Origin of the sequence: Rhizobium skierniewicense, assembly GCF_014196515.1 — a bacterium.
Taxonomy (GTDB): domain Bacteria; phylum Pseudomonadota; class Alphaproteobacteria; order Rhizobiales; family Rhizobiaceae; genus Agrobacterium; species Agrobacterium skierniewicense.
Map to the genome: position 1 here is coordinate 65714 of NZ_JACIDV010000006.1, position 26257 is coordinate 91970.

19 protein-coding genes are annotated in these 26257 nt (G+C 57.1%); 3 read left to right on the forward strand and 16 right to left on the reverse strand.

Features of this window, described 5'->3' with window-relative positions:
• Positions 1-23: 23 nt before the first annotated feature.
• The 11 genes from GGQ73_RS11000 to GGQ73_RS11050 all read right to left on the reverse strand — a co-directional run bounded on the left by GGQ73_RS11000 (position 24) and on the right by GGQ73_RS11050 (position 14776).
• Complete coding sequence (locus GGQ73_RS11000) at positions 24-1679, reverse strand: OFA family MFS transporter (RefSeq protein ID WP_183896240.1); 1656 nt, start codon at positions 1677-1679, stop codon at positions 24-26.
• A 358-nt stretch (positions 1680-2037) separates the two neighbouring features.
• Positions 2038-4065 carry a sensor histidine kinase gene (locus GGQ73_RS11005; RefSeq protein WP_183896242.1) on the reverse strand — a complete coding sequence of 676 codons (2028 nt, stop codon included), beginning with the start codon at positions 4063-4065 and terminating at the stop codon, positions 2038-2040.
• Positions 4058-5443, reverse strand: a complete 1386-nt coding sequence (locus GGQ73_RS11010; protein ID WP_183896243.1) for a sigma-54-dependent transcriptional regulator — start codon at positions 5441-5443, stop codon at positions 4058-4060. The genes GGQ73_RS11005 and GGQ73_RS11010 overlap by 8 nt, the downstream gene beginning before the upstream one ends.
• 429 nt (positions 5444-5872) lie before the next feature.
• Positions 5873-6703: a formate dehydrogenase accessory sulfurtransferase FdhD gene (gene fdhD, locus GGQ73_RS11015; protein WP_183896246.1), complete on the reverse strand. Its 831-nt coding sequence runs from the start codon at positions 6701-6703 to the stop codon at positions 5873-5875.
• A 162-nt stretch (positions 6704-6865) separates the two neighbouring features.
• Positions 6866-7276 (reverse strand): F0F1 ATP synthase subunit epsilon, encoded by a 411-nt coding sequence (locus tag GGQ73_RS11020; protein WP_174154225.1) that lies wholly within the window; start codon positions 7274-7276, stop codon positions 6866-6868.
• A gap of 71 nt (positions 7277-7347) precedes the next feature.
• Positions 7348-8805 carry a F0F1 ATP synthase subunit beta gene (gene atpD, locus GGQ73_RS11025; RefSeq protein ID WP_174154226.1) on the reverse strand — a complete coding sequence of 486 codons (1458 nt, stop codon included), beginning with the start codon at positions 8803-8805 and terminating at the stop codon, positions 7348-7350.
• Positions 8806-8829: 24 nt separating this feature from the next.
• Positions 8830-9708 carry a F0F1 ATP synthase subunit gamma gene (locus GGQ73_RS11030; RefSeq protein WP_183896248.1) on the reverse strand — a complete coding sequence of 293 codons (879 nt, stop codon included), beginning with the start codon at positions 9706-9708 and terminating at the stop codon, positions 8830-8832.
• A gap of 28 nt (positions 9709-9736) precedes the next feature.
• Entirely contained in the window at positions 9737-11266 is a 1530-nt protein-coding gene (gene atpA / locus GGQ73_RS11035; RefSeq protein WP_183896249.1) for a F0F1 ATP synthase subunit alpha, read from the reverse strand.
• Positions 11266-11832, reverse strand: a complete 567-nt coding sequence (locus GGQ73_RS11040) for a F0F1 ATP synthase subunit delta (protein ID WP_183896251.1) — start codon at positions 11830-11832, stop codon at positions 11266-11268. Before GGQ73_RS11040 ends, atpA begins: the two co-directional genes overlap by 1 nt.
• A 259-nt stretch (positions 11833-12091) precedes the next feature.
• Positions 12092-12478 carry an AGROH133_08824 family phage infection protein gene (locus GGQ73_RS11045; protein ID WP_174154230.1) on the reverse strand — a complete coding sequence of 129 codons (387 nt, stop codon included), beginning with the start codon at positions 12476-12478 and terminating at the stop codon, positions 12092-12094.
• 66 nt (positions 12479-12544) lie between these two features.
• Positions 12545-14776 (reverse strand): primosomal protein N', encoded by a 2232-nt coding sequence (locus GGQ73_RS11050; protein WP_183896253.1) that lies wholly within the window; start codon positions 14774-14776, stop codon positions 12545-12547.
• A 90-nt stretch (positions 14777-14866) separates the two neighbouring features.
• Between GGQ73_RS11050 and GGQ73_RS11055 the strand changes: the two genes are divergently transcribed.
• From GGQ73_RS11055 to GGQ73_RS11065, 3 genes are all read left to right on the forward strand, one after another.
• Positions 14867-15847 (forward strand): tyrosine recombinase XerC, encoded by a 981-nt coding sequence (locus tag GGQ73_RS11055; RefSeq protein WP_412762972.1) that lies wholly within the window; start codon positions 14867-14869, stop codon positions 15845-15847.
• A 123-nt stretch (positions 15848-15970) separates the two neighbouring features.
• Complete coding sequence (locus GGQ73_RS11060; protein WP_183896257.1) at positions 15971-17062, forward strand: TraB/GumN family protein; 1092 nt, start codon at positions 15971-15973, stop codon at positions 17060-17062.
• A gap of 148 nt (positions 17063-17210) precedes the next feature.
• Positions 17211-19205 carry a BCCT family transporter gene (locus tag GGQ73_RS11065; protein WP_183896259.1) on the forward strand — a complete coding sequence of 665 codons (1995 nt, stop codon included), beginning with the start codon at positions 17211-17213 and terminating at the stop codon, positions 19203-19205.
• A 75-nt stretch (positions 19206-19280) separates the two neighbouring features.
• Here GGQ73_RS11065 and lpdA read toward each other — a convergent pair whose 3' ends face one another.
• From lpdA to GGQ73_RS11090, 5 genes are all read right to left on the reverse strand, one after another.
• Positions 19281-20687, reverse strand: coding sequence for a dihydrolipoyl dehydrogenase (lpdA, locus tag GGQ73_RS11070; protein ID WP_183896260.1), 1407 nt, complete (start codon positions 20685-20687; stop codon positions 19281-19283).
• Positions 20688-20752: 65 nt separating this feature from the next.
• Entirely contained in the window at positions 20753-21394 is a 642-nt protein-coding gene (locus tag GGQ73_RS11075) for a LysE family translocator (RefSeq protein ID WP_183896262.1), read from the reverse strand.
• A 14-nt stretch (positions 21395-21408) separates the two neighbouring features.
• Positions 21409-21822 (reverse strand): MAPEG family protein, encoded by a 414-nt coding sequence (locus GGQ73_RS11080; RefSeq protein ID WP_174154237.1) that lies wholly within the window; start codon positions 21820-21822, stop codon positions 21409-21411.
• Between the two features lie 68 nt (positions 21823-21890).
• Complete coding sequence (odhB, locus tag GGQ73_RS11085) at positions 21891-23120, reverse strand: 2-oxoglutarate dehydrogenase complex dihydrolipoyllysine-residue succinyltransferase (protein ID WP_183896264.1); 1230 nt, start codon at positions 23118-23120, stop codon at positions 21891-21893.
• A 56-nt stretch (positions 23121-23176) separates the two neighbouring features.
• Positions 23177-26173 carry a 2-oxoglutarate dehydrogenase E1 component gene (locus GGQ73_RS11090; protein WP_183896266.1) on the reverse strand — a complete coding sequence of 999 codons (2997 nt, stop codon included), beginning with the start codon at positions 26171-26173 and terminating at the stop codon, positions 23177-23179.
• Between the last annotated feature and the right edge of the window lie 84 nt (positions 26174-26257).

Here is a 26257-nt window from a genome sequence, read left to right on the forward strand (position 1 = left end):
TTTCCATTTGGCAAAACAGTCAATCAGGTGAACAGAACGAACGTCTTCTGCAAGGTGATCCAGATACCCCAGACAATCGGAATACCAACGACCGCCCAGGCGATGGCCGCCTTGGCGTCGAAGCCACCCTTGCCTATGCCGAAGGAACCTGTTGGGCCACTGGTCGCAGCCGTCGTTTTGGCTTGAAGTGCCGCCACTTCGTTATCCGACATATACCATTTGTCTTCGAGCGGCTTGACCATGAGGTTGGCAATCAGGCCCAATACCAGCATGCCGGCCAAGATATACATCGTAAAGTCATAGACCTGCGCGCGCGGAATGCCCGCAGCGATCTGTGCTTCACGGATGTAGTTGACGACGACAGGACCAATAATGCCAGCCGTTGCCCATGCCGTCAGAAGACGACCATGGATCGCGCCAACGAACTGGGTGCCGAAGATATCGGCGAGGTAAGCCGGGATGGTCGCAAAGCCACCGCCATACATCGAGACGATGATGCAGAGCATGCCGACGAAAAGCGCCTTATTGCCGAGGCCAGCCGCCCAAGGCGACGAAGCGTAAAGCACGATACCGAGCGCAAAGAACGTGAAGTAGGTTGCCTTGCGCCCGATGCGGTCAGACAACGATGCCCAGAAGAAGCGACCCGCAATGTTGAACACGGACAGCAGACCGGTGAAGCCAGCAGCAATCGCCGCGATCTGAGCCAGTTGCTCAGGTGTCAGATCAGCAAACTTCACGTCAGGAAGACCGATCAGCGAACCGGCAAAGATTTCCTGTAGCATGGGCGACGCCATACCCAGGACGCCGATACCAGCCGATACGTTGAGGCACAGCACCAGCCAGATCATCCAGAACTGCTTGGTCTTGTGAGCATTCTTGAGGTGCACGTGGCGGGTTGTGATCATCGAGTTCTTGGCAGCAGGTGCCGTCCAGCCTTCAGGCTTCCAGCCTGCGGGTGGGATTCGGTATCCGAACGCGCCAGCCATCATGAAGACGAAATAGATCGCCGCCATGACAAGGAAGGTTTCCCAAACGCCGATGGACGCTTCGGTTCGGAAGTGGCGCATCAGCGCATCCGCAAGCGGAGCACCGATCATTGCGCCGCCGCCAAAGCCCATGATGGCCATGCCGGTTGCCATGCCACGACGGTCAGGGAACCACTTGATCAGGGTGGACACCGGAGAAATATAGCCAAGGCCAAGGCCGATACCCCCAATGACGCCAGCGCCGAACCACATCAGCCACAATTGGTGCGTCATGATGCCGATGGCAGCAATCGCCATACCGCCGCACCAGCAGATTGCGGAAACGAAACCGGCCTTGCGCGGGCCCGCCCGTTCCAGCCAGCCACCCCAGATGGCAGCAGAGCAACCGAGAAGAACGAAGAAGAGTGTGTAGATCCAGCCAAGGTCGCTGACGCGCCAGTCGCAGGTGGTGGTGAACAATGCCGAAGCAAGGTTGAGATCAGGGCAGGCAACTGTCGAGGTGATGCCGATTGCCTTCGTGAGTGGCAGCCAGAACACCGAGAAGCCGTATGCCATGCCGATGCAAAGATGGATCGCGAGCGCTGCCGGTGGAACCAGCCAGCGATTGAATCCAGGTTTTGCGATAATTCTTTCGCGGTCCAGAAGACCTGCACCCGCAGCCCCCGGCGCGAATGTCTCGTTCGTCGCAGTCATTGTGTGTCCCTCCATTCACCACGCGAGGCGTCATGAATTTGGATGTTGCTGTTCGCCTCGGGGTCCGTTGCGTGACCTGCAAGCAAATGCAAGTCCCGCAACGTTCCATCCGAAACAATGTCCCAAGCCCACGGACCCAACTGCGCGGGCGGCTCCTTCTTCGGGACGCTCACACGCAACTGGCCTGATGTGTTGCCACACTTGCTCAGCAATTTGCGTGCCAAAAATAAATTGTTTCTTATCAACAGGATGCACAATACGGCACGATTACATGAGACAATTTGTCCGGGACATCGCGACAAAATGTCCATATTTCTGCTTGATTTTCGCCGTAATTTCGGAGCGTTGAAAGCACAAGCTACCGAACGTCAAGTGCCTGCGGCAACCAGATCGTAAACACGGTCCCGGAACCAACAGTGCTCCTCACTGTGATCTCCCCGCCCTGTCGCGCGATCAGCATCTGGCTCACCGAAAGCCCAAGGCCCGTACCCTCTTGCTGCTTGGTCGTGAAAAAGGGATCGAAAATGCGATCCACGACATCCTCGCCAATCCCGACACCTGTATCGGTCACGCTGATGGCCACGCCGCGAGATCCGTGACGCTCCTCATCGTGGCTTCCAAGCGTCAACGTGCCACCATGCGGCATCGCGTGAGCGGCGTTGACGATGAGGTTGACCAGAACTTGCTGCAACTCCGTTCGGTTCATCGCCAGAAGTCCATTCGCCTTGTTGTTTTTGACAACCTCGATCCCGGCACGTGTCAGCACATGCTTGACGAGTGGCATGCAATCGGAAATCACCGTTTCGGGGTCTTGGCGCTCGATATAGCCAGCAAACTCTTCCGGCCTTGCAAATTGTAGCAGCTTGCCGACGATCCGGCTGATGCGATCCACCTGTTCGTCGATCAGATTGAATTCCGTCCTGGCTGCGTCCGCAGTCTTGCCCAGCATGCTCCGGGCGACCTCCAAATTCCCCTGAATGACGGCGATGGGATTGTTGATCTCATGGGCTACGCCAGCGGTAATTTCGCCAATCGTTGCCAGCTTTTCGGACATGACGAGCTGCTTGGTTGTCGCTTCGAGACGCAGATTGGCAAGTTGAAGTTCCTGCGTCCTTTCTTCGACACGTGCATTGAGCTCTTCATTCCACGCCCGCAACTCGCCTTCACGCTGCTGAAGACGTTGCAGCAGCCCGTCTAGATGCACTGCGACCTGCCCGATCTCATCGCCAGTCGGTGGCAAGCCTGTGCGGGCGCCCAGGTCACCATCATCGACCCTAGAGATGGTCTGGGTCATGCGCTCGAGCGGCTTGAAGATACTGCGGGCCCATCGCAGGAAAACCGGAATGCTGAGGATCGTAATACCTAAAAACGCAGCAATGACGGAACCGAGCGTTTCATACTTGGCGCGCGCAAACGGCGCCTCCAGAAAGCCGACATAAAGCATGCCGACGCGTTTTCCATAACTATCGACCAAGGGTTCGTAGGCCGAGATATACCAGTCATTGACGACGAAAGCGCTGTCCAGCCAGACCTTACCGGCTCCGAGAACCGTCGCCCGCACCGCCTCAGATACCCGGGTTCCCAAAGCACGCTGGTTCTCGAACAGACGCACATTCGTGCTGATGCGCACGTCGTCCAGAAACAGTGTCGCGGTCCCCTGGCTGCCCTCCGGCAGGCTGGCTTGCCGGTAGACAAGCTCATTGATCGTATCGATAAAATCGAGGTTCTGGTTGAGCAACCTTCCGCCGACCAGTGCCAGGGCCTGACCACCCGGCAAACGCAAAGGGCTTGCGGCATGGATCATCATTCCACGTGTTTCGAATATCTGACCCGTCGCTGCGTCTGGTGCTGGCGTGACTCCGATCCGCGCCCGATCCGCCAGACGAGGTGAAAGCCTCGTCAGATCCTCTTCGGAGAAGACATCCATGGCGTAGGATGCTTTGCCAGACAGCGCAGCGGCCCGAACTGGCCAATCCACGCGTGTCTTTTCCTCATCCGTTCCTGCACTCGCAGGAAGATCACCGTTGCCATCGACCAGAAACAGAAAATCGAGACCAAGTTTCTGACGGTTTTCCTCCAGAAGCCCGGCAAGGGCCGTTTTATTTCCCGCCAAAACGATATCCTGAAGCCGCGCGGAACCCGTGATCGCCTCCAACCGCTCGCCCGTATCCTCTAGGATCGTCACGAGATATTGGTGCGCAACGGTCAGGTCGCTGTTCACCTTGGTGATGAGCAGCGCATCCAGCTTACCGCTCCACCGCACCATGGTCACACCCAAAAGTAGGGGCAGAATGACGAGTGTCGGCAACAGCGCGATGGCCAGCAGCCGGAACCGAACCGACTTTAACGCACCAAAAACCCTTGAGTTTTCCGATTTCTCAGCCATGCCAGGACGACATCTTGCGATCGATCGTTTTTCGGGAAATGCCAAGACGGCGCGATGCCTCGTCCCTGTTTCCTGAAACGTCACTCAGAACCGCCAGAATATGCCGCCTCTCGACCTCTTCCAAGGTGCCAGCAGCGACTGCGACCGGAGCACCTCCGCGCAAATCCAGCGGGAAACGCCCGAGGATGAGGCTACGCTCAACAAAGTTTCGAAGTTCGCGGACATTTCCCGGCCAGCGATAAGCCAACAGCATCGTGCGTACGGCATCATCAATGGCGACCGGCGGCATACCAAGCTGCTGCGAAAGCTTGTGCATGAAAAGCTCCGTCAATTCCACCACATCGCGCTCACGGTCCCTGAGTGGCGCAAGATAGATCTCCATGACGTTGATCCGGTAAAACAGATCGGCGCGGAAACGCCCCTTTTCCACATCAGCAGCCAGATCGGCATTGGTAGCGAATATGAACCGGATGTCGATGGGCACCTCCCGCTCTGCACCCACCGGGCGCACCTTCCGGTCCTCGATCACGCGCAGCAACTTGCTTTGCAAGGCAACCGGCATCTCACCGATCTCATCCAGAAACAGCGTTCCGCCCTGTGCGTGCAGGAACAAGCCTTCGCGACGGCTCTCCGCTCCTGTAAAGGCGCCCTTCACATGGCCGAACAGTTCGGTTTCCAGCATATCTGCCGGAATGGCCGCGCAGTTGATCGGCACGAAGGGTTTTCCGGCGCGATCCGACAATTCGTGGATGGAATGCGCCAGAACTTCCTTACCCGTACCGGACTCACCCGTCAGCAAAACGGAGGTCGGAAGCGGTGCGACGCGGCTGATCATGTCGCGTGTCTGCTGGATCGTTGCTGAGCTACCCACCAGGCGGTCACGCAGAAACAAGTGATCTGAAGCCTTTTTCAGCTGATATTTCAAAGCAGAGTTTTCTCGCCGCAGATTGGATCGGTCGAGCGCCCGCGATATGGCATTCAATATCTGATTGGACCGAAACGGCTTCAGGACGAAATCAGCAGCACCTGCGCGTATCGCCTGAATGGCCGTATCAAGATCGGCATAGGCCGTCATCAGGATGGCATCCGCGTAAAAGCCGATTGCACGCTGGTCGGCCAGCCATTCCAGCCCCGTTTTCTTCGGCATGATGTTGTCGAGGATGACGATATCGAAGTGGCGTTCATCCAGCTTCTTCGTCGCCTGTGCCGTATCACCCGCCTCATCAACATAGGCGCAACGGGTCTCCAGCGTCCTCATCAGAAAGTTGCGCATGCCAGGTTCATCATCGACAATGAGAATGGACGCCTTTGCAAGCCAGGGGCCAAAATCGGTTTCCACCGCCGCCGGTCGCGTTTTTGAGATCAGGTCATGCTGCATAGTGCTCTCCGGGTGCCGCCATCGCAAAACGGTCCGTCAGATGTGTGCATGGAGATTGCAGCGTTGCAGCGTGACGTCGCCGACCGCGCCACATCAGGGCAATGGTGTATGGACGAATATCAAAGCTGCAACGGAAAGCAAAACGAATGATGCCATCAAGAGCACAATTCGGTTTTAGAGCGTTTCCTTGTTAAATGGAAACAGTTCTGTTGGTTCAAACGGGATCGACTGCTTGTCCGGAGGGCGCGTGGCGTAGCCTTAGCATACGGCCAAGCCGTCCGGGCAGGCAGATGGCCCGTTTCAACCAACCCGGAGGGCCGGGCATATTTCCGCCAGGACAAAGGCGATCGGCTCGACCGTACCTCAGGGTATGCCGTTGCCCAATCGCCTTTGTCCTGACGAAAATCTGCTCCGGCAGAACGTTTCCATTTAACAAGGAAATGCTCTAAGGCCCTCTATCGTAATGCGATCGGGGCGCGTGAATATCTCAAGGTCCTCACCACGGACCAGCGCGACCAATGTTATCCCCGCCTTCTCGGCGGTTTCGATGGCAAGCGCTGTGGGCGCTGAGACCGCGGCCAGAATTGGACTTCCGAGGATCGCTGCCTTCTGTACCATTTCTACCGAGAGGCGGCTGGTGACGACAATTGCACCTGCAGCACCCGGCGTCCCGCTGCGAAGCACGGCCCCCGCAAGCTTGTCCAGCGCGTTGTGCCGCCCGACATCCTCGCGCGCCGTGATCAGACCGGTTGCAGGATTGAAAAATCCGGCGCCATGCACGCCTCTGGTCTGACGAAAAAGAGGTTGCGCCTGATGAAGTGCATCCATCGCAACAACAAGATCATCGGCGTTCAGAGCAAGCTGTGTCATCGAAACGTCGGGAACAGGCCGCACAGCCTGTTCTATGGATTCGATGCCACACAGACCGCAACCCACAGGTCCGGCCATATGACGCCTGCGAAGACGTAACGCATCTGCCTGCTCATCAAGCAGCGTAACCTGCACATCAAACCCCTGCTCCGTCGCCACGACCTCAACGGCCTCTATCTGCGAGGGTTCGAGGATGATGCCTTCCGTCAAGCTGAAACCAACAGCAAAATCCTCGAGATCGACGGGCGATGCCATCATGACTGCATGGGTTGAGCCACCATAAGAAAAAGCGACCGGAACCTCTTCGGGGACATCGCGGTGGCCGACTGACACAAGCCCGTCGCGCCGGGAAATACGCTTGACCGTCCGAAATGCTTGCGTCGTCGACATGATATAACCTCAACAGATTGGGAGACCAACCAGACGATCTACCTAGAGCGTTTCCTTGTTAAATGGAAACGTTCTAAACCCCAAAATACAAAAAGCGGCCGATGAGGCCGCTTCAAGTGTCCACTTTGTGGGCAGTCATTCTTACGAACCCGCCCGGTGCTTTCAAGCAGCGACGAGAACCTCATGCAGGTTCGTCAATTCGTAAAGATGCCTTTCGAGCTTGGTCCGGTGCTCGTGGTGATGATTGCCTTCCTCGATTTCCGAACGTGCCGCATCGATACGCTTTTGCAAATCATCAGAGCTGATGTCGTCCGCAGATGTCGCCGACTCTGCAAGCAAGGTGCAGCCGCTTTGAACGATATCCGCGAAACCACCAAAAACAACATATTTATGCGTTTCGCCGGATGCGAACTTCGCCGTGACCAGACCAGGCTTGATCGTGGTCATGACGGGCGCATGGTTTGGCAGAATCGTCATCTCCCCGAGCGTAGCCGGAATGACGACTTCAGTGACCGTCTCGGAAACAAGCAGGCGCTCCGGAGAAACAAGTTCGAATTTGAAACTGTCGGCCATGGCTATTCACTTCTTTTTCGTTGCGCGACGGACAAAGGCGCGTGCAAGAGACACGCGCCCTCTTTTCGATATTAAGCGACTTCAGCAGCCATCTTCTTGGCCTTTTCGACGGCTTCTTCCATCGAACCAACCATATAGAAAGCAGCTTCCGGCAGGTGGTCGTATTCGCCGTTGACCAGACCCTTGAAGCCCTTGATCGTGTCTTCAAGAGCAACCAGCTTGCCGGGAGCGCCCGTGAAGATTTCAGCCACGAAGAATGGCTGCGACAGGAAGCGTTCGATCTTGCGAGCGCGCGCAACGGCGAGACGGTCTTCTTCAGACAGTTCGTCCATGCCGAGGATGGCGATGATGTCCTGCAGAGCCTTGTAGCGCTGCAAGGTCATCTGGACCTTACGGGCAACTTCGTAGTGCTCTTCGCCAACGATCAGCGGGTCGAGCATGCGCGACGTCGAGTCGAGCGGGTCCACAGCCGGGTAAATACCCTTTTCAGCGATCGAACGTGACAGAACCGTCGTTGCGTCCAAGTGGGCGAACGAGGTTGCTGGTGCAGGGTCGGTCAAATCGTCGGCGGGAACGTAAATAGCCTGAACCGAGGTAATCGAACCCTTGGTCGTCGTCGTGATGCGTTCTTGCATCTGGCCCATGTCGGTTGCCAGCGTTGGCTGATAACCCACAGCGGAAGGAATACGGCCCAAGAGAGCCGAAACTTCGGAACCAGCCTGCGTAAAGCGGAAGATGTTGTCCACGAAGAACAGAACGTCCTGGCCCTTGTCGCGGAAGTCTTCCGCAATCGTCAGACCCGTTAGAGCAACACGAGCACGCGCGCCTGGTGGTTCGTTCATCTGGCCGTACACGAGCGCAGCCTTGGAGCCTTCGCCGCCGCCGTGCTTGTTAACGCCGGATTCGATCATTTCGTGGTAAAGGTCATTGCCTTCGCGGGTACGTTCACCCACGCCAGCGAAGACCGAGTAACCGCCGTGCGCCTTGGCCACGTTGTTGATCAGTTCCATGATCAGAACGGTCTTGCCAACGCCAGCGCCGCCGAACAGACCGATCTTGCCGCCCTTTGCGTATGGCGCCAGGAGGTCAACGACCTTGATGCCCGTGACCAGGATTTGGCCATCTGTCGACTGTTCAACGTAGGATGGTGCTTCCTGGTGAATGGCACGCGTGCCCGAGGTGACCAGAGGACCGGCTTCGTCAACTGGCTCGCCGATGACGTTCATGATTCGGCCGAGCGTCTCAGGACCAACGGGAACGGTGATCGGAGCGCCCGTATCACGGACGGACTGACCGCGAACCAGACCTTCTGTCGAGTCCATGGCGATGGTACGCACGACGTTTTCGCCGAGGTGCTGCGCAACTTCGAGAACCAGACGGTTGCCGTTATTGTCAGTTTCAATCGCGTTGAGGATCGCAGGCAGATCGCCTTCGAACGCCACGTCGACAACAGCGCCGATAACCTGCTGAACCTTGCCGGTCGCGCCAGTAATCGCTGCGGTTTTCTTTGGGGTAGCTGCCTTAGCCATTATCCTTACCCTCTTTCCTTAACCTCAGAGCGCTTCCGCGCCCGAAATGATTTCAATCAGTTCCTTGGTGATCTGAGCCTGACGCTGACGGTTATAGGAAAGCGTCAGCTTGTTGATCATTTCACCGGCGTTGCGCGTGGCGTTGTCCATCGCGCTCATCTTGGCACCCATTTCGCCAGCCACGTTTTCGAGCAAAGCCCGGAAAACCTGAACAGAAATGTTGCGCGGAATAAGGTCTTCCAGAATGGAAGCCGCATCCGGCTCGTATTCATAAATCGCCGTCGTTGCAGACTGCTCAACATCGACCGCAGGGGCGGCAGCAGGAATAAGCTGCAGACCTGTCGGAATTTGGCTGATGACCGACTTGAACTCGGAGTAGATCAGCGTGCAGACATCGAACTCACCGGCGTTGAAACGCGCGATGATCTTCTTTGCGATACCGTCGGCGTTCTCGAAACCCACCCGCTTCACGTCACGCAGTTCAATGCGTTCGATGATGTTGGACGAGAACTCACGACGCAGACTATCATAGCCTTTTTTGCCGACAGTCATGATCTTGACCGTCTTGCCTTCTGCGATCAGCCTGCGGGCACGATCACGAGCAAAACGGGAAATCTGTGCATTGAAACCACCGCAAAGGCCACGATCAGCCGTGCAGACGACGAGCAGATGCACGTCGTCCTTGCCGGTACCGGTCATCAGAAGCGGAGCAACGTCTGCCTCGACCGCCTGGGCGATATTTGCAAGAACGGCGCCCATGCGCTGCGAGTAAGGCCGGGCGGCCTCCGCAGCTTCCTGGGCGCGCCGAAGCTTCGCCGCGGCGACCATTTTCATCGCCTTGGTAATCTTCTGCGTCGCCTTTACGGAGGCAATGCGGTTTTTCAGATCCTTTAGTGAAGGCATCCGTTATCCGTCCCAGTCACGAGGCTAATCAGGAGAAAGACTTGGCGAAGTTCTCAAGGGCAGTCTTCAACTTTCCCTTGGTGTCGTCGCTAACAGCCTTTTCCGTGCGGATGGTGTCGAGAATGGCCTTGCCTTCCGAGCGGAGGTAAGAAAGCAGACCCTGCTCGAACTTGCCGATATCTGCAACAGCGACCTTATCCAGGTAACCGTTCACACCAGCGAAGATCACTGCAACCTGTTCTTCCGTCTTGAGTGGAGAGAACTGCGGCTGCTTGAGCAATTCGGTCAGACGTGCACCACGGTTCAGCAGGCGCTGCGTAGAAGCATCGAGGTCGGAACCAAACTGAGCAAACGCTGCCATTTCACGATACTGGGCAAGCTCACCCTTGATCGAACCGGCAACCTGCTTCATGGCCTTGATCTGAGCGGCAGAACCAACGCGCGAGACCGACAGACCAACGTTAACAGCCGGACGGATACCCTGATAGAACAGGTCTGTCTCGAGGAAGATCTGGCCGTCTGTGATCGAGATCACATTGGTCGGAATGAACGCCGAAACGTCGTTACCCTGCGTTTCGATGACAGGCAGAGCCGTCAGCGAACCGTTCCCAGCATCGTCGCCCATCTTGGCGGCGCGCTCGAGAAGACGCGAGTGCAGATAGAAGACGTCGCCAGGATAAGCTTCGCGGCCTGGAGGACGGCGCAGAAGAAGCGACATCTGACGGTAGGCAACGGCCTGCTTGGAAAGGTCATCGTAACCGATCAGCGCATGCATGCCGTTATCGCGGAAGTATTCGCCCATGGCGCAACCGGCAAACGGTGCCAGATACTGCATTGGAGCAGGATCGGAAGCCGTTGCAGCAACGATGATGGAGTACTGCAGAGCGCCACGCTCTTCCAGAACCTTCACGAACTGGGCAACCGTCGAACGCTTCTGGCCGATAGCGACGTAGACGCAATACAGCTTTTCGCTGTCTGGGCCACTGTCATGAATAGCCTTCTGGTTCAGGATCGTATCGAGAATGATCGCGGTCTTGCCTGTCTGGCGGTCACCGATAACAAGCTCGCGCTGGCCACGACCAACCGGGATCAGGGCATCGATGGCCTTGAGGCCTGTCGACATAGGCTCGTGAACGGACTTGCGTGGAATGATACCGGGAGCCTTGACGTCAACACGTGAACGACGCGTTGCGCTGATCGGGCCCTTGCCGTCGATCGGATTGCCGAGAGCATCGACCACGCGGCCGAGAAGCTCTGGACCAACAGGAACGTCAACGATAGCGCCGGTCCGCTTGACGGTGTCGCCTTCCTTGATGTCACGGTCAGAACCGAAAATAACAACGCCGACGTTGTCGTTTTCAAGGTTGAGCGCCATGCCGCGAATGCCGCCTGGGAACTCGACCATTTCACCGGCCTGAACATTGTCGAGGCCGTAAACGCGGGCAATACCATCACCGACGGAAAGCACCTGGCCGACTTCCGAGACTTCCGCCTCGTTGCCGAAATTTTTGATCTGGTCTTTTAGAATTGCGGAAATTTCCGCGGCGCGGATATCCATCAGCCAACCTCTTTCAGTGCAAGCTTAAGGGTGGAAAGTTTGGTGCGAAGAGACGTATCTGTCTGGCGCGAGCCAACCTTGACGATGAGGCCGCCAAGAATGGATGGATCGATGGTCAGAGCGACCTTCACATCCTTACCAGTAACGCTCTTCAGCGCCGCTTTCAGTTCAGTTTCCTGCGCTTCATCCAGCGCATGGGCCGAGGTAACCTCGGCGGTAATCTCACCGCGATGAGCGGCAACGAATTCACGATAGGCAACGACCATCCCAGGAACCGCGAACAAACGACGATTGCTGGCAACAACCTTGAGGAAGTTTGCAGTCAATCCAGTGATGCCCGCCTTTTCCGCAATGGCGGAAATAGCGCTTGACTGTTCTTTCGCCGAGAAGACCGGGCTCGCAACCAGACGCTTCAGATCTGCGCTTTCGTTAAGCAAGCCCTGAAACTTGTCGAGGTCGGCACCAACCGCGTCAACGACACCCGCTTCCAAGGCAAGCTCGAAAAGCGACAACGCGTACCTTTCCGCTACACCGGATGTTCCATGGGAGGTATCTGCCACGGGCACTTTTTCCCTGCTAATCGTTCAAGAAGACCGGGCCGCCTGTTAAGCTTTCCAAATTCTTGAAATCGTTTCAATTTCCCCGAATAAGGCCGGAATTCCCCCCTGCCTTATCTCGATTTCGCGGTCCGTCTACCATAGGACGCCGGGACTCGCAACACGCGTAGTAACGGAAACTGTCTTTTGGGCAAGAGGGATAGCGTTAAATTTTCCGACATCAGCCCAGAAACAGGATGAGGAAAGAGCGATCTTCCTTGATCGGTTCTCAAACCCACCCAAAAACATACATAAGCGGTAATATCGCAAGCGCCGAATGCACAACCAGAAGTAAGCAATTTCGCACAGTTGCGCCTCCATCGGACAGGATAGAGAGCACAGCACCGAAGACAGCTATCGCGAAAGATATCCCGAACGCCAGGTAGACCATTGGCTGCGCCAAAAGCAAAGCGCTTGCACCAAAGCCCAGATAGAAACCCGCAAGCGAAGAGCGCAACAGCACGAGACCGTCACGGCGCTCGGTCAGATGTTGCAGGCCGAATAGCCGGAACGTCACCCCCGGTGCAAACATGATGACGAGGCCGATGATCGCCGATACGGCGGCGGCCGAGAAAGCCAGTTGTTCGCCAAATTCTGTCGGAAAATAAAATTCCATAGGATGTCCCCAAATCAGTGTTCCCCTGCCGCCTTATGGCATGGTCGCGGGATCATCGAAAGAAGGTCAGAGAAAACTTTGTGGATCGATATCGACCTGTACATGGATCGAACCGCGCTCCTTGGGACCGCTGCCCAACATCGCACGCATGAAGGATTGCATGTCCGAATTTCGTTTTCCATGCACGAGCAGGCGGAACCGGTAACGCCCACGGATCAGGGCCAACGGCGCTTCTGCGGGGCCCAGCAGCATGATGCCGGACGCTGGAGGCGCTGACGCCCGCAAACCCCGGGCATGCGTTTCTGCCTCGCCACGCGTATCGGCAGAGATGATGATGGACGCCAGCCGTCCGAAGGGTGGCAGCAGGGCTTTTTCCCGCTCGATCACTTCCCGCTCGTAAAAGGCTGCAGCGTCGCCGGAGACGATGGCCTGCATGACCGGGTGCTGCGGTTGGTAGGTCTGCAACAAGCCATGACTTTTGAGGCCTGTACGACCGGCGCGGCCCGTCACCTGTGACAAAAGCTGGAACGTGCGCTCCGCTGCGCGGGGGTCGCCATTGGCAAGACCGATATCCGCATCCACGATGCCAACGAGCGTCATGAGCGGGAAGTTATGCCCCTTGGCCACCAGTTGGGTGCCGATGACGATGTCCGCCTCGCCTTTGACGATGGCCTCCAGCTCCAGCCGCAACCGCTTGACGCCCATCAGGTCTGAAGACAGCACGATGGTGCGCGCCTCGGGGAAGTGTTTCTCCACCTCCTCGGCAATGCGCTCCACACCGGGGCCGCAAGCGGCCAGGTGATCGAAGGTGCCGCATTCGGGGCAATGATCCGGCGTCGGTTGATTATGGCCGCACTGGTGACACTGCAATTGGCTGCGGAACCGATGTTCGACAAGCCAGCTCGAACATTGCGGGCACTGGAAACGATGCCCGCAGACTCTGCAAAGCGTCAGCGGTGCATAACCACGCCTGTTCAGAAACAGCAGCGATTGCTCACCCTTCTCCATGGTTTTGGCGATGCCCCGCAACAGCACCGGCGACAGGAATCCACCTCTTTCCGGGGGATGACGACGCATGTCGACCAGATGCAGGTCCGGCATGGCTGCGTTGCCAAAGCGCGTGTGCAGATGAATGGTGTTGTAACGACCGGAGGTGCCGTTGACCTGACTTTCGACAGATGGTGTCGCAGACACGAGTACCACCGGAAAGTCGGCGATCCGCGCCCGCACCACCGCCATGTCACGCGCATTATAGTAGACGCGATCTTCCTGCTTGTAGGCCGGGTCATGCTCCTCATCGACGATGATGAGACCAAGATTGTCGAAGGGCAGGAAGAGCGCTGAACGTGCTCCGGCGACCACCCGCACCTCGCCCGTCACAGTCTGCCGCCAAACCTTCTCACGCATGCGCGGCGAAAGATCGGAATGCCACTCGGCAGGCTTGGCGCCGAAGCGGTCTTGAAAGCGCTCAAGAAACGAGGCTGTCAGCGCGATTTCCGGCAGCAGGATCAAAACCTGTTTGCCCTGTCGCAGCGTCTCGGCCACCGCCTCGAAATAGACCTCGGTCTTGCCGGAGCCCGTCACGCCGTCGATCAACGAAACGGCAAATCCACCATTTTTGACATCCTCCAGAATTTCAGAGGCTGCCTGCTTTTGCGGGCCTTCGAGACGGGCCTCGGTATAATCCGGGTCCGGCTCTGCCACGACGGAGGGCGCTGGCAGGAATATGGTTTCGAAAATGCCCTGCTTGGCAAGACCGTCGATGACGCTAGCAGACACACCGGCCGCGTTGGCAAGGCCGCTTTTGGTCCAGGCCTGCCCCTCTGCGGCAAGTTCCAGCACCCGCTCACGCGCTGGCGTCAATCGTTCCGGCCGCGCATCCGTCAGCCGCAAACCTTCGATCATCGGTTCGGGATCGAACGCTGCTGGCGCCCGCAATGCCATACGCGCCACCAGGCCGGGCGGTGACAGCGTGTAGGCCGCAACCCAATCGATGAAGCGGCGCATTTCCTCGCGCATCGACGGGCAATCGAATGTTTTCGTAATCGGACGAAGTTTCTTTGGATCGACGGTCGTACCGTCGCTTTTATCCCAGACCACGCCAATGACCTGTCGCGGGCCCAGGGGCACCTGCACCACCGAACCCGGCTCGACCACCATATCTGCCGGAACCGCATAGCTATATGGCCCCGGCGCCGGCAAGGGCACCAGAACGGGTACGGCCGAAACAGGGTCGGACGAAGCGGGCTTGCGCTGATCAAACAACGCCCCGAACAGATCGGTCGAATCTTTTGCCATGACGCTGGCGACAATGCCCTCTGGAAACGGGAAAGGGAACCTTTAGCGGACAGCAGCCCGCAATGTCATCTGCATTTTAACCAAATACAGATGGCACATGTTTTAGGATCACCCGGAAACAACAGGATAATCGCCTTGGATGACATTCTTATTTTTGCCGATCAGGAGCTTTTGAAGGAGCGTCAACTCTGGCTATCCTCGCTTGAAGGCGAGCGGCGGCTGGCTGACAACACGCTGGAAGCCTATGAGCGCGATACCAGACAATATCTCATGTTCATGACGGGTTACCTCGGCCATCCGACACGCATCAAGGATGTCAGCAATCTGCGTCCCGTCGATCTGAGAGCCTTTCTCGCCGCCCGTCGCAAGCAGGGCGATGGCGCCCGTTCGCTTGGTCGCCATCTTGCCGGTCTTCGCTCTTTTCTCCGTCATCTGGAGAAAAAAGGGTTGGTCAATGCCGCAGGTGCCACCGCGATGCGTTCACCGAAACAACCCAAATCGCTGCCCAAGCCGTTGACGGATCGCCAGGCGTTGAAAATCACCACCGCGGATGGCCAACTGTCCGACGAGCCGTGGATTGCCGCACGCAATTCCGCAGTCCTCGCGCTGCTTTACGGCTGCGGTCTGCGGATATCCGAAGCCCTCGATCTGACGGCGTCCGATTTGACTGCGGGAACCCGCAGCCTGCGGGTCACCGGCAAAGGCAACAAGATGCGGATCGTCCCGCTCCTTCCAGTGGTTCTCGAAGCCGTCGACGCCTACCGCAAGCTTTGCCCCTATCATCTGGCACCAGATGAACCTCTGTTTCTCGGTGCACGCGGCGGCAAACTCCAGCCAGCCATCGTCCAGCGGGAGATGCAGAAATTAAGGGGCGCATTCGGCCTGCCGGAGAATGCCACACCCCACGCACTCCGCCACTCCTTCGCCACGCACCTGTTGGCAGGTGGCGGTGACCTTCGCACCATTCAGGAATTGCTGGGACATGCCAGCCTCTCGACAACACAAATCTACACAGGGGTCGATACAGCACGACTGCTGGAAATCTACGACAACGCCCATCCACGCGCGTGACAACCTATGCTTTCGAGCGATGATTAAAAAGAACCAAGCCGTAACGATTTATTAACCACGAACGTTAACCGTCCATGCAAAACCCCGCTCTTATAAGCGATGGCATGAAACGGGGGTGATTCGATGATTGTTCTTTCCAGACCGCAAAACATGACATCCCTCCTGATGGGCCGCATCGGCGATGCGTTGTTATGGCTGTTTGCGTCCGTGCATCTCATTGCCTTAGCTGTTCTCGTACTGACATTGTTCTCGCTTTCCGAAGTGCAGGCCGCCGAGCCAGCCACTGCGTGTGCAGGCAAAGACATCCTTGTCGATATGCAAGAGAACGACACCACGCGCTACGACGCGATCGTTGCCGAGGCCAAGATGGTTCCAAATGGCAAGGGCACGTTCTGGAAAATCGAAAGAGCTGGCTCAGAACCTTCCTGGTTGCTCGGCACCATGCATATTTCCGACCCGCGCGTTCTGGCCATGCCGGATGGCGCGAAGGCAGCCTTCGACAAAGCGGCAACCGTCATCGTTGAATCGGATGAAATCACCAGTCAGCAGCAGGCAACCGTGAAGCTGCTTGCAGAGCCGGAATTGACGATGTTCACTGATGAGAAATCCATCACCGACATGCTGTCGAAAGAGCAAATCGTGAAACTCGAAACCGGTCTGAAAGAACGCGGTATTCCGCTCAACGCCGTACTGAAAATGAAACCGTGGATATTGTCGAGCTTCGTTGCACTGCCCGCATGCGAATTTGCCCGCAAGGCGCGCGGCGCCAGCTTTCTGGACATGAAGCTTGCCAATGATGCTTTGGCTGATGGCAAGCAACTGGTAGGTCTGGAAACCGTTCTGGAACAGATGAAGGCACTGTCCGATTTGCCCATGTCCTTCCACGTTCAGTCCCTGATCGACATGCTGCAACTGGGCGACCGTATGGAAGACGTCATGGCGACCATGATCGACCTTTACCTGAAGGGCGAGGTCGGCATGATCATGCCGATGATGAAAAGCATCGACGCCAATCTGGGTGAACGGCAGGATGGATACGACGCCTTCGAGCAACGCATCATCACTGATCGCAACCACGTCATGGCTGATGGTGCGGCACAGCATCTGGAAAAAGGCAACGTCTTCATGGCCGTCGGTGCCCTGCACTTAACCGGCAAGGAAGGCGTTATCGAACTGTTGCGCACCAAGGGCTTCACACTGACCGCCATCAACTAACCCGCACGCATAGCCTAACCCCTTGTAAAATTAGGAAATTCTAAAACTAAATATCTATGCGGTATGCAACTTTCTCGCGCGCAATTCATTCCCCATTGGTGCAGCGTCACGCGTTGTCGGAGACACCTATTTTACGAGGGGAACAGATATGGCTGAGGAGCAACCACCTGTCCAAAGACGCGTAGGATTGACAGAGGGCGTCAACAAGCCGGTTTTCATTTGGTCTGCTGCGCTGACTCTGGCATTCGTCATTGCCGGGGTGATCACACCGGAAGGATCCGCTGCCGTCTTCAGTTCGGTGCAGTCCTGGATCGTTACGGAACTTGGCTGGATCTACCTTCTATCCGTCGCCATATTTCTGATCTTCATGCTTTATCTGGGTTTCTCCAGTCATGGTAAAATCAAGCTCGGCCCCAATCATTCCGAGCCGGATTACAGCTATGGCGCATGGTTTTCCATGCTGTTTGCGGCTGGCATGGGCATCGGCCTCGTCTTCTTTGGCGTAGCGGAGCCGGTGAAACATTTCACCGCACCGCCAACTGGCGATCCCGCCACAGTGGAAGCAGCCCGTACCGCCATGGAAATCAGCTATTTCCATTGGGGCTTGCATGCATGGGCGGTCTACGCCGTGATCGGTCTGTCGCTCGCCTACTTCTCGTTCCGCCACGGCCTGCCGCTGACCATGCGCTCAGCGCTTTATCCGCTGATCGGCGACCGTATCTACGGACCGATCGGCAATGCCGTCGACGTATTCGCGGTGATCGGAACACTGTTCGGTGTCGCCACATCTCTTGGCCTCGGCGTTCTCCAAGTCAATGCAGGTTTCAACCACGTTCTGGGCTGGCCGATCAGTTTCTGGATTCAATTGCCATTGATTGTCGTCATTACCGGCATGGCAACCGTCTCCGTCGCAACCGGCCTCGACAAGGGCATCAAGTTTCTGTCCAACATGAACATGCTGATGGCAGTCGCCCTGATGCTGTTCGTCTTCGTCATGGGGCCAACGACGTTCCTGTTGCGCGCTTTCGTACAAAATCTCGGTACCTATCTCGACCAATTCGTACTGCGCACCTTCTACATGTATGCATACGCGCCCGATAAGGGGCCGAGCGACTGGCTGGGTGACTGGACCCTGTTTTACTGGGGCTGGTGGATCGCCTGGTCGCCTTTTGTGGGCATGTTCATTGCCCGTATTTCACGCGGACGCACAATCCGAGAATTCATCGCAGGTGTCCTGCTGGTTCCCACCGGCTTCAGTTTTGCTTGGATGACGGTGTTTGGGGATACGGCGCTTTCCATGCATTTGACCGGAGCCACGACCGCCGTGTCTGACGCGGTCGCAAATGACGTGACGCTGGCTCTTTTCGTCTTCCTCGAGCAGTTTCCGTTCGGCGTTTACGTCTCATGGTTTGCCATGGCGTTGATCGTGTTCTTCTTTGTCACCGGTGCGGATTCCTCAGCCCTCGTCATCGATACGCTCACATCCGGCGGACGCGAGGATGGACCGACGGCAAGACGCGTCTTCTGGGCTATCGTCTCCGGTATCATCGGCGCGATCCTTCTATCGACAGGTGGTCTGGACGCACTTCAAACCGCCTCCATCGCCGGGGCACTTCCTTTCACCTTCGTCATGTTGTTGATGTGCTGGGGCCTTTGGAAGGGGCTGCAAAAAGAAGGCCTGCGCCAGAATGCGTTGGTGCAGAGCCTGCGGCCACGCCAATCGGCAAGCTGGCAACGACAGCTTCAAGGTATTCTCAACCATCCCGACAAGGCGGAGACAGAGCGCTTCTTGAAGGAAACAGCAACCCCAGCTCTGGAAGCCGTAGCACTTGAGCTTGAGAAACGCGCGCTCGTCTCGAAAATGGAGAGCGAGGCCGACAGAGTGAAGCTGATCGTGACGCCGGGAGAAGCCGAGGAGTTCATCTACGGCATTCGAATGCGCCGTTATGAAACGCCTGGCTACAGCTTCTTCGAAAGCCAATCCAGCCGCAAGAAGGCCGAGTACTATTATCGTGCTGAAGTCTTCCTGTCGGATGGCGGGCAGGACTACGACCTGATGGGCTTCACGAAAGAAGAGCTCATTCAGGACGTGCTTTTGCAATATGACAGGCACTTCCAGTATCTTCACGCCATCCGCACCTGACAGCAGGCGCCGACCCAGACACAAAAAAGGCCGCAGTCCAGAAAGGACGGCGGCCTTTTCGTTGAGCTCGAACGCTTACATGTGAATTGGCTTGAAGAAGGTGGCGAGCGCCGCTTCCTTCACCGCTTCCGACATGGTCGGATGTGCGTGGCAGGTGCGTCCGAGATCTTCGGAAGAACCACCAAATTCCATCAGCACGGAGATTTCCTGGATCAACTCGCCAGCACCGAAGCCAAGAATATGGCCCCCGAGAACACGGTCCGTTTCCTTGTCGGCCAGAATTTTGACGAAACCGTCGGTCACCTGCATGGCGCGGGCGCGACCATTGGCAGTAAAGGGAAACTTGCCAACCTTGTAGGCGATACCAGCGGCCTTCAACTCCTCTTCAGTCTTGCCGACGGAAGCGACTTCCGGCTGTGTGTAGACAACACCTGGAATGACGTCGTAATTCACATGACCGCGCTGTCCGGCGAGAATTTCTGCAAGCGCCACACCTTCGTCTTCGGCCTTGTGCGCCAGCATCGGACCCTTGACCACATCACCGATAGCATAGATGCCCTCGACGTTGGTCTTGTAATGGCCGTCTATTTCGACACGGCCACGGCTGTCGAGAACCACACCGGCTTCCGCCAGACCAAGACCTTCTGTGAAAGGCTTTCGGCCTGTCGAAATCAGCACGACGTCGGCATCAAGCGTTTCAGCCGCGCCGCCCTTGACGGGCTCGAACACCACCTTGGCGCCTTCGCCAGACTTTTCGACGGCAGTCACCTTCGCACCAAGTTTGAAGTCGATGCCCTGCTTGGCAAATAGGCGCTGCGCCTGCTTGGACAATTCGCCGTCCATACCAGCGAGAATGTTATCGAGATATTCAACCACCGTGACCTTGGCGCCGAGACGTGACCAGACCGAGCCGAGCTCAAGCCCGATGACACCGCCACCCACGACGATCATCTTTTCAGGAACCTTGGACAAGGCAATACCGCCCGTGGAGGACACGATGACCTGCTCATCGATATCGACCTGAACGCCCGGAATACCGGCAATATCCGAGCCGGTTGCGATGACGATATTCTTGGCTTCGATTTCCTGAACTTCGCCTGCGTCATTCGTCACCGAAACCCTGCCGGCACCAGCGATCTTGCCGAGACCCTGGAACGTGTCGATCTTGTTTTTCTTGAACAGGAAGGCGACGCCGTCGACATTGGCCTTCACCACGCCGTCCTTGTGACCCATCATCTTCTCGAGATTGAGCGTTGGCGCAGCAACCTCAATACCGAGGCTATCCACACCATGGGCAACATGTGCGAAAACTTCCGATGCGTGCAGCAGCGCCTTGGATGGAATGCAGCCGACATTGAGGCACGTACCGCCATAGGTCGCGCGCTTTTCGATGACGGCGACCTTCAGTCCAAGCTGGGCAGCCTTGACTGCGCAAACATATCCGCCGGGGCCGGTACCGATAACAACTACATCATAAGCCATGTGTTCGTTCCTGATAGATTGGAGGCGGCACGGTGGTCCACCCTACTTTCGTTTGACCTGAAAACTCAGGCCGACTTTTCCGTTGCAAGTTTGATACCGAGCGCGATGAAAACCACGCCGCTGGTACGATCGATCCATTGGCTCGCGCGGGCAAAGGCTGCGCGCATACGCGGCGTCGTCATGAACATGCTGACGCCGACGAACCAGAGGATGAGGCAGCTCGCCATGACGAAACCGTAACCGAATTTGATCGGAACCGGCGTGTGCGCATGCACAACCGTCGAGAAAATTGAGAGGAAGAAAAAGACCGGTTTCGGGTTGAGTGCGTTCGCCGCAAAACCGAGTGTGAAGGCTTTAAAGCCCGACTGCCGCTTCTTCTGAATGATCTCAGCGCCACCCACCTCCGGCATTTCCATCTTACCAGCCCGCAAGGCTTTGACACCGATATAAATCAAATAGGCGACGCCGAGCCATTTTACGATGTTGAAGAGATAGATGGACTGCGAAATGATTAGTCCCAAGCCTAGGATCGTATAGGTCACATGGAACATCAAGGACGTGCCTACGCCAAAGCTCGTGATGATCGCTTCACGGCGTCCATGCGTCATGGCCTGACGCATGACCATGGCAAGGTCAGCGCCGGGCGAAACGATCGCGAAGGCAAAAATCGCCATCAGAGATGCGAGTTCGATGAGATACTGGTGCATCGGTCTCTCTCCCGTTAAAACAGCAACACAAAGAGCATGAGCGTGAGCCCGATCATCGAGCCGACCCAAACCAGCGAGCGGACATAGGGGATACCGGCAAGATAAAGCGGAATATAAATGATCCGGCAGACGACCCACAGCCAGGCGCCGATCAGCGCAAGACCAATCGGGTCTCCAGCCATGATGACACCGAATGCGAGAGCGATAAAAGCAGGATAGGTTTCGCGGAAATTTGCGGCTGCACGTTCGGCTCTACCAGCAAGTTTGCCTTGCACTTTTCTGCCGTCATCGCGAGGGCTTGCATTCCAGTCCCGGCCGAACTCCTTCGTCGCCGTCATCGCCTGCAGCATGGTGTGAGCAATCAGCAGGATGACACTCAGTCCGACCAGAGGCAGAAACGGTGAGGCGGCGAGGAAGGTGGGTTGCACAGAATGCTCCTGGGGCAATTTCAGCGGGATTTCGGTTGAAACCCCGCTGATGGAAAAAGCAGGCTCGATCAGAGATCGAGAACCAGGCGTTCTGGATCTTCGAGGCTTTCCTTGACGCGTACGAGGAAGGTCACCGCTTCCTTGCCGTCAACGATGCGGTGATCGTAGGAGAGCGCCAGATACATCATCGGACGGATGACGACCTGACCGCCGATGGCAACGGGACGCTCTTGGATCTTGTGCATGCCGAGAATACCGGACTGCGGAGCATTCAGGATCGGCGAAGACATCAGCGAGCCGTAGACGCCACCATTGGTAATGGTGAAGGTGCCGCCCTGCATGTCTGCCATGGAAAGCGAACCATCACGCGCAGCCTTGGCAAGACGTGCCAGCTCCTTCTCGACTTCGGCAATGGACATCTTGTCGGCATCACGGATGACCGGAACAACGAGACCCTTGTCAGTGCCGACAGCCATGCCGACGTGACAATAGTTTTTGTAGATGATGTCCGTGCCGTCGATTTCTGCGTTAACGGCAGGCAGTTCCTTCAAGGCATGGGTGATGGCCTTGGTGAAGAAGCCCATGAAGCCAAGCTTGACGCCATGCTTCTTCTCAAACACGTCCTTGTATTTGGTGCGAAGGTCCATGACCGCCTTCATGTCCACTTCATTGTAAGTGGTCAGCATGGCGGCAGTGTTCTGCGCATCCTTGAGGCGGCGTGCGATGGTCTGGCGCAGGCGCGTCATCTTCACGCGCTCTTCGCGAACGGCGTCGCCTTCTGCGGAAACCGGGCGTGGTGCGGAAACGGCTGCCGGGGCAGCGGCAGGTGCCGACGTACCCTTGGCAACAGCAGCCAGAACATCACCCTTTAGAACCTGTCCACGCTTGCCAGAACCATCGACCTGATCGGCAGACAGATTGTTTTCAGCGAGAAGCTTACCAGCAGCCGGGGCAGGCGGCATTGTGCTTGGCGCAGGCGCCGAAACAGCTGCGGGTGAAGCAGGGGCAGCCGCAGGCTCGGGAGCCTTTGCAGCCGGTGCGGACGGAGCAGCACCAGCTTCGCCTTCTGCGATCTGGCCGAGAAGGGCATCCAGACCAACCGTTTCACCATTCTGCGCAACGATCTCAGTCAACACGCCCGACTTTGGCGAAGGCACTTCGACTGTCACCTTGTCGGTTTCCAGCTCGACCAGCGGTTCGTCAGCCTTGACGAAGTCGCCAACCTTTTTGAACCATGTTCCGACAGTTGCTTCGCTGACGGACTCGCCGAGGGTTGGTACGCGGATTTCAGTGGCCATGATCTAGTTCCGTTTCATCAAATATCTGATTTGCGAGGGTGCGTGTGGGAGAGTGATCACTCTCCCAGCGCGTCTTCCAGGAATGCTGCGAGCTGGGCGAGGTGCTTGGACATCAGGCCCGTTGCGGGCGATGCAGCGGCCGGACGACCCGTGTAGCGGACCTTCTGGTACTTGGCATCGATATGCGCCAGAACCCATTCCAGGTAAGGATCGATGAACGACCACGCACCCATGTTCTTCGGCTCTTCCTGGCACCAGACCATTTCGGCGTTGCGGAAACGAGACAGCTCGTTGATGAGCGCCTTGGCCGGGAAAGGATAGAGCTGTTCGATACGCAGCAGATAGATATCGTCGATACCACGCTTTTCGCGCTCTTCGAGAAGATCGTAGTAGACCTTGCCAGTGCAAAGCACGACGCGACGGATCTTTGCATCCTTCTGGAGCTTGATCGGACCGTCCTTGATGACCTCTGCGTCGTCCCACAACAGACGGTGGAACGAAGATTCACCGGCGAGTTCCGTCAGCGACGACGTCGCGCGCTTGTGGCGAAGCAGGGACTTCGGCGTCATCAGAATGAGCGGCTTGCGGAAGTCTCGCTTTACCTGGCGGCGCAGAATATGGAAGTAGTTCGATGGCGTCGTGACATTCGCGACCTGCATGTTGTCTTCGGCGCACATCTGCAACCAGCGTTCCAGACGGGCAGACGAGTGTTCGGGACCCTGACCTTCATAGCCGTGCGGCAGGAGGCAGACGAGACCGGACATGCGAAGCCACTTGCGCTCACCGGAGGAGATGAACTGGTCGAAGACCACCTGCGCACCATTGGCGAAGTCACCGAACTGGGCTTCCCAGAGTGTCAGCGCATTCGGGCGCGCCAGCGAGTAACCGTATTCGAAACCAAGTACCGCCTCTTCCGAAAGCATCGAGTTGATGACTTCGTAGCGAGCTTGCGTCGGCGCAAGGTTCGCCAGCGGAATGTAACGCTCTTCGCTCTCCTGATCGTAGAGGACGGAATGACGCTGCGAAAACGTTCCGCGCTCGCAATCCTGACCTGACAAACGGATCTTGTGCCCGTCGACGACCAGCGAGCCGAACGCCATGGCTTCCGCCATCGCCCAATCCAGACCTTCACCGGTCTCGATCATCTGGGCGCGGTTTTCCATAAAACGCTGAATGGTCTTGTGTGCCTTGAAGCCCTCCGGGATGGTCGACAGCTTGCGGCCGATTTCCTTGAGCTGCTTCATTGGCGCGCCGGTTTTGCCACGACGCTGCTCATCGGCATTGTCGGCGGCACGCAGGCCGGACCACTGACCGTCCAGCCAGTCAGCCTTGTTGGGCTTGTAGCTCTGGCCAGCTTCGAATTCCTGCTCCAAATGTGCGCGCCAATCGGCCTTCATCTTTTCGAACTCGCCTTCGGTCAGAAGACCTTCGGAGATCAGACGCTCGGCATAGATGTTGGCGACGGTCTTGTGCGCACGGATGACCTTGTACATCTTCGGCTGCGTGAACGAAGGCTCATCGCCCTCGTTATGGCCGAAGCGCCGGTAGCAGAACATGTCGATGACGACAGGCTTATGGAACTTCATGCGGTATTCGGTCGCGACCTTGGCTGCGTAAACCACAGCTTCGGGATCGTCACCATTGACGTGGAAAATCGGCGCTTCGATCATCTTGGCAACGTCTGACGGATACGGCGAAGACCGCGAGAAGCCGGGGTTCGTCGTAAATCCGATCTGGTTGTTGATGATGACATGCATGGTCCCGGCAACGCGATGGCCGCGCAGACCGGAAAGGCCGAGGATTTCCGCAACCACGCCCTGACCCGCAAAGGCCGCATCGCCGTGCAACAGCAATGGCAGAACCTTGGCGCGTTCGGACAAGGGAATGGTATCGCCGTCCCAAGCCTTGGCAAGCTGGTCCTGCTTGGCGCGGGCCTTGCCCATGACGACAGGGTTGACGATTTCAAGGTGCGACGGATTGGCTGTCAACGACAGGTGAACCTTGTTGCCATCGAACTCGCGGTCCGAGGATGCACCAAGGTGATACTTCACGTCGCCAGAACCTTCGACGTCGTCAGGCTTGAACGAACCGCCCTTGAACTCGTGGAAAACGGCGCGATGCGGCTTGCCCATAACATTGGTCAGAACGTTCAGACGGCCACGGTGTGCCATGCCGAGAACGACTTCTTCTAGGCCTTCCTGTCCGCCACGCTTGATGATCTGTTCCAGCGCCGGAATGAGCGATTCGCTACCATCCAGACCGAATCGCTTGGTGCCCTTGAAACGAACGTCGAGGAACTGTTCGTAGCCTTCGCCTTCGATCAACTTGGAGAGGATCGCCCTCTTGCCTTCGGCGGTGAACGCGACGCCCTTGTCCGGGCCTTCGATGCGTTCCTGGATCCAGCCCTTTTCTTCGGGGCTCGACATGTGCATGAACTCAACACCAAGCGTCGAGCAATAGGTGCGCTCAAGAATCTCGATCATCTCGCGGACGGAGGCGTATTCGAGACCCAGCACATTATCGATGAAAATCTTGCGATCATAATCGCTTTCCTCGAAGCCATAGGACTTCGGCGACAATTCATCATAGTCCTCGACGGCGCTCGCGATACCGAGAGGGTCGAGCTTGGCATGCAGATGACCACGCATCCGGTAGGCGCGGATCATCATGATGGCGCGCACGCTGTCGCGCGTCGCACGAAGAACCTCTGCCTCGCTGACGGTCTTGCCGGTCTCGGCACCCTTGGCTTCGGCCTTGGCCTGAACCTTCTTTTCGATGGCTTTTTCGACGGTGGCCCAATTGCCGTCCAGCGCTGAAATCAGATCGCCGTTGGCAGCGATCGGCCAGTTGGAGCGCTTCCAGGAAGCACCCTTGGCCGCTGCTTTCACGTCATCGAGATTGTCGGAAAGCCCCTTGAAGAAGCTCTGCCATTCGGGAGATACGGAAGACGGATCCTCCTCGTACCGGGCGTAGAGCTGCTCGATATAGGCTGCATTCGCGCCGTCTAGAAACGACGTGATCTGAAACTGCTCGTTGGCTTCTTGCCTTGCCATGGTGTTTTCGCGGACGTATTCGTCCGCCTCCTCAATCCCGTTGATGACCGTCGCCGGTCTGCCGCTTTGGTTTTCGATGCGAAA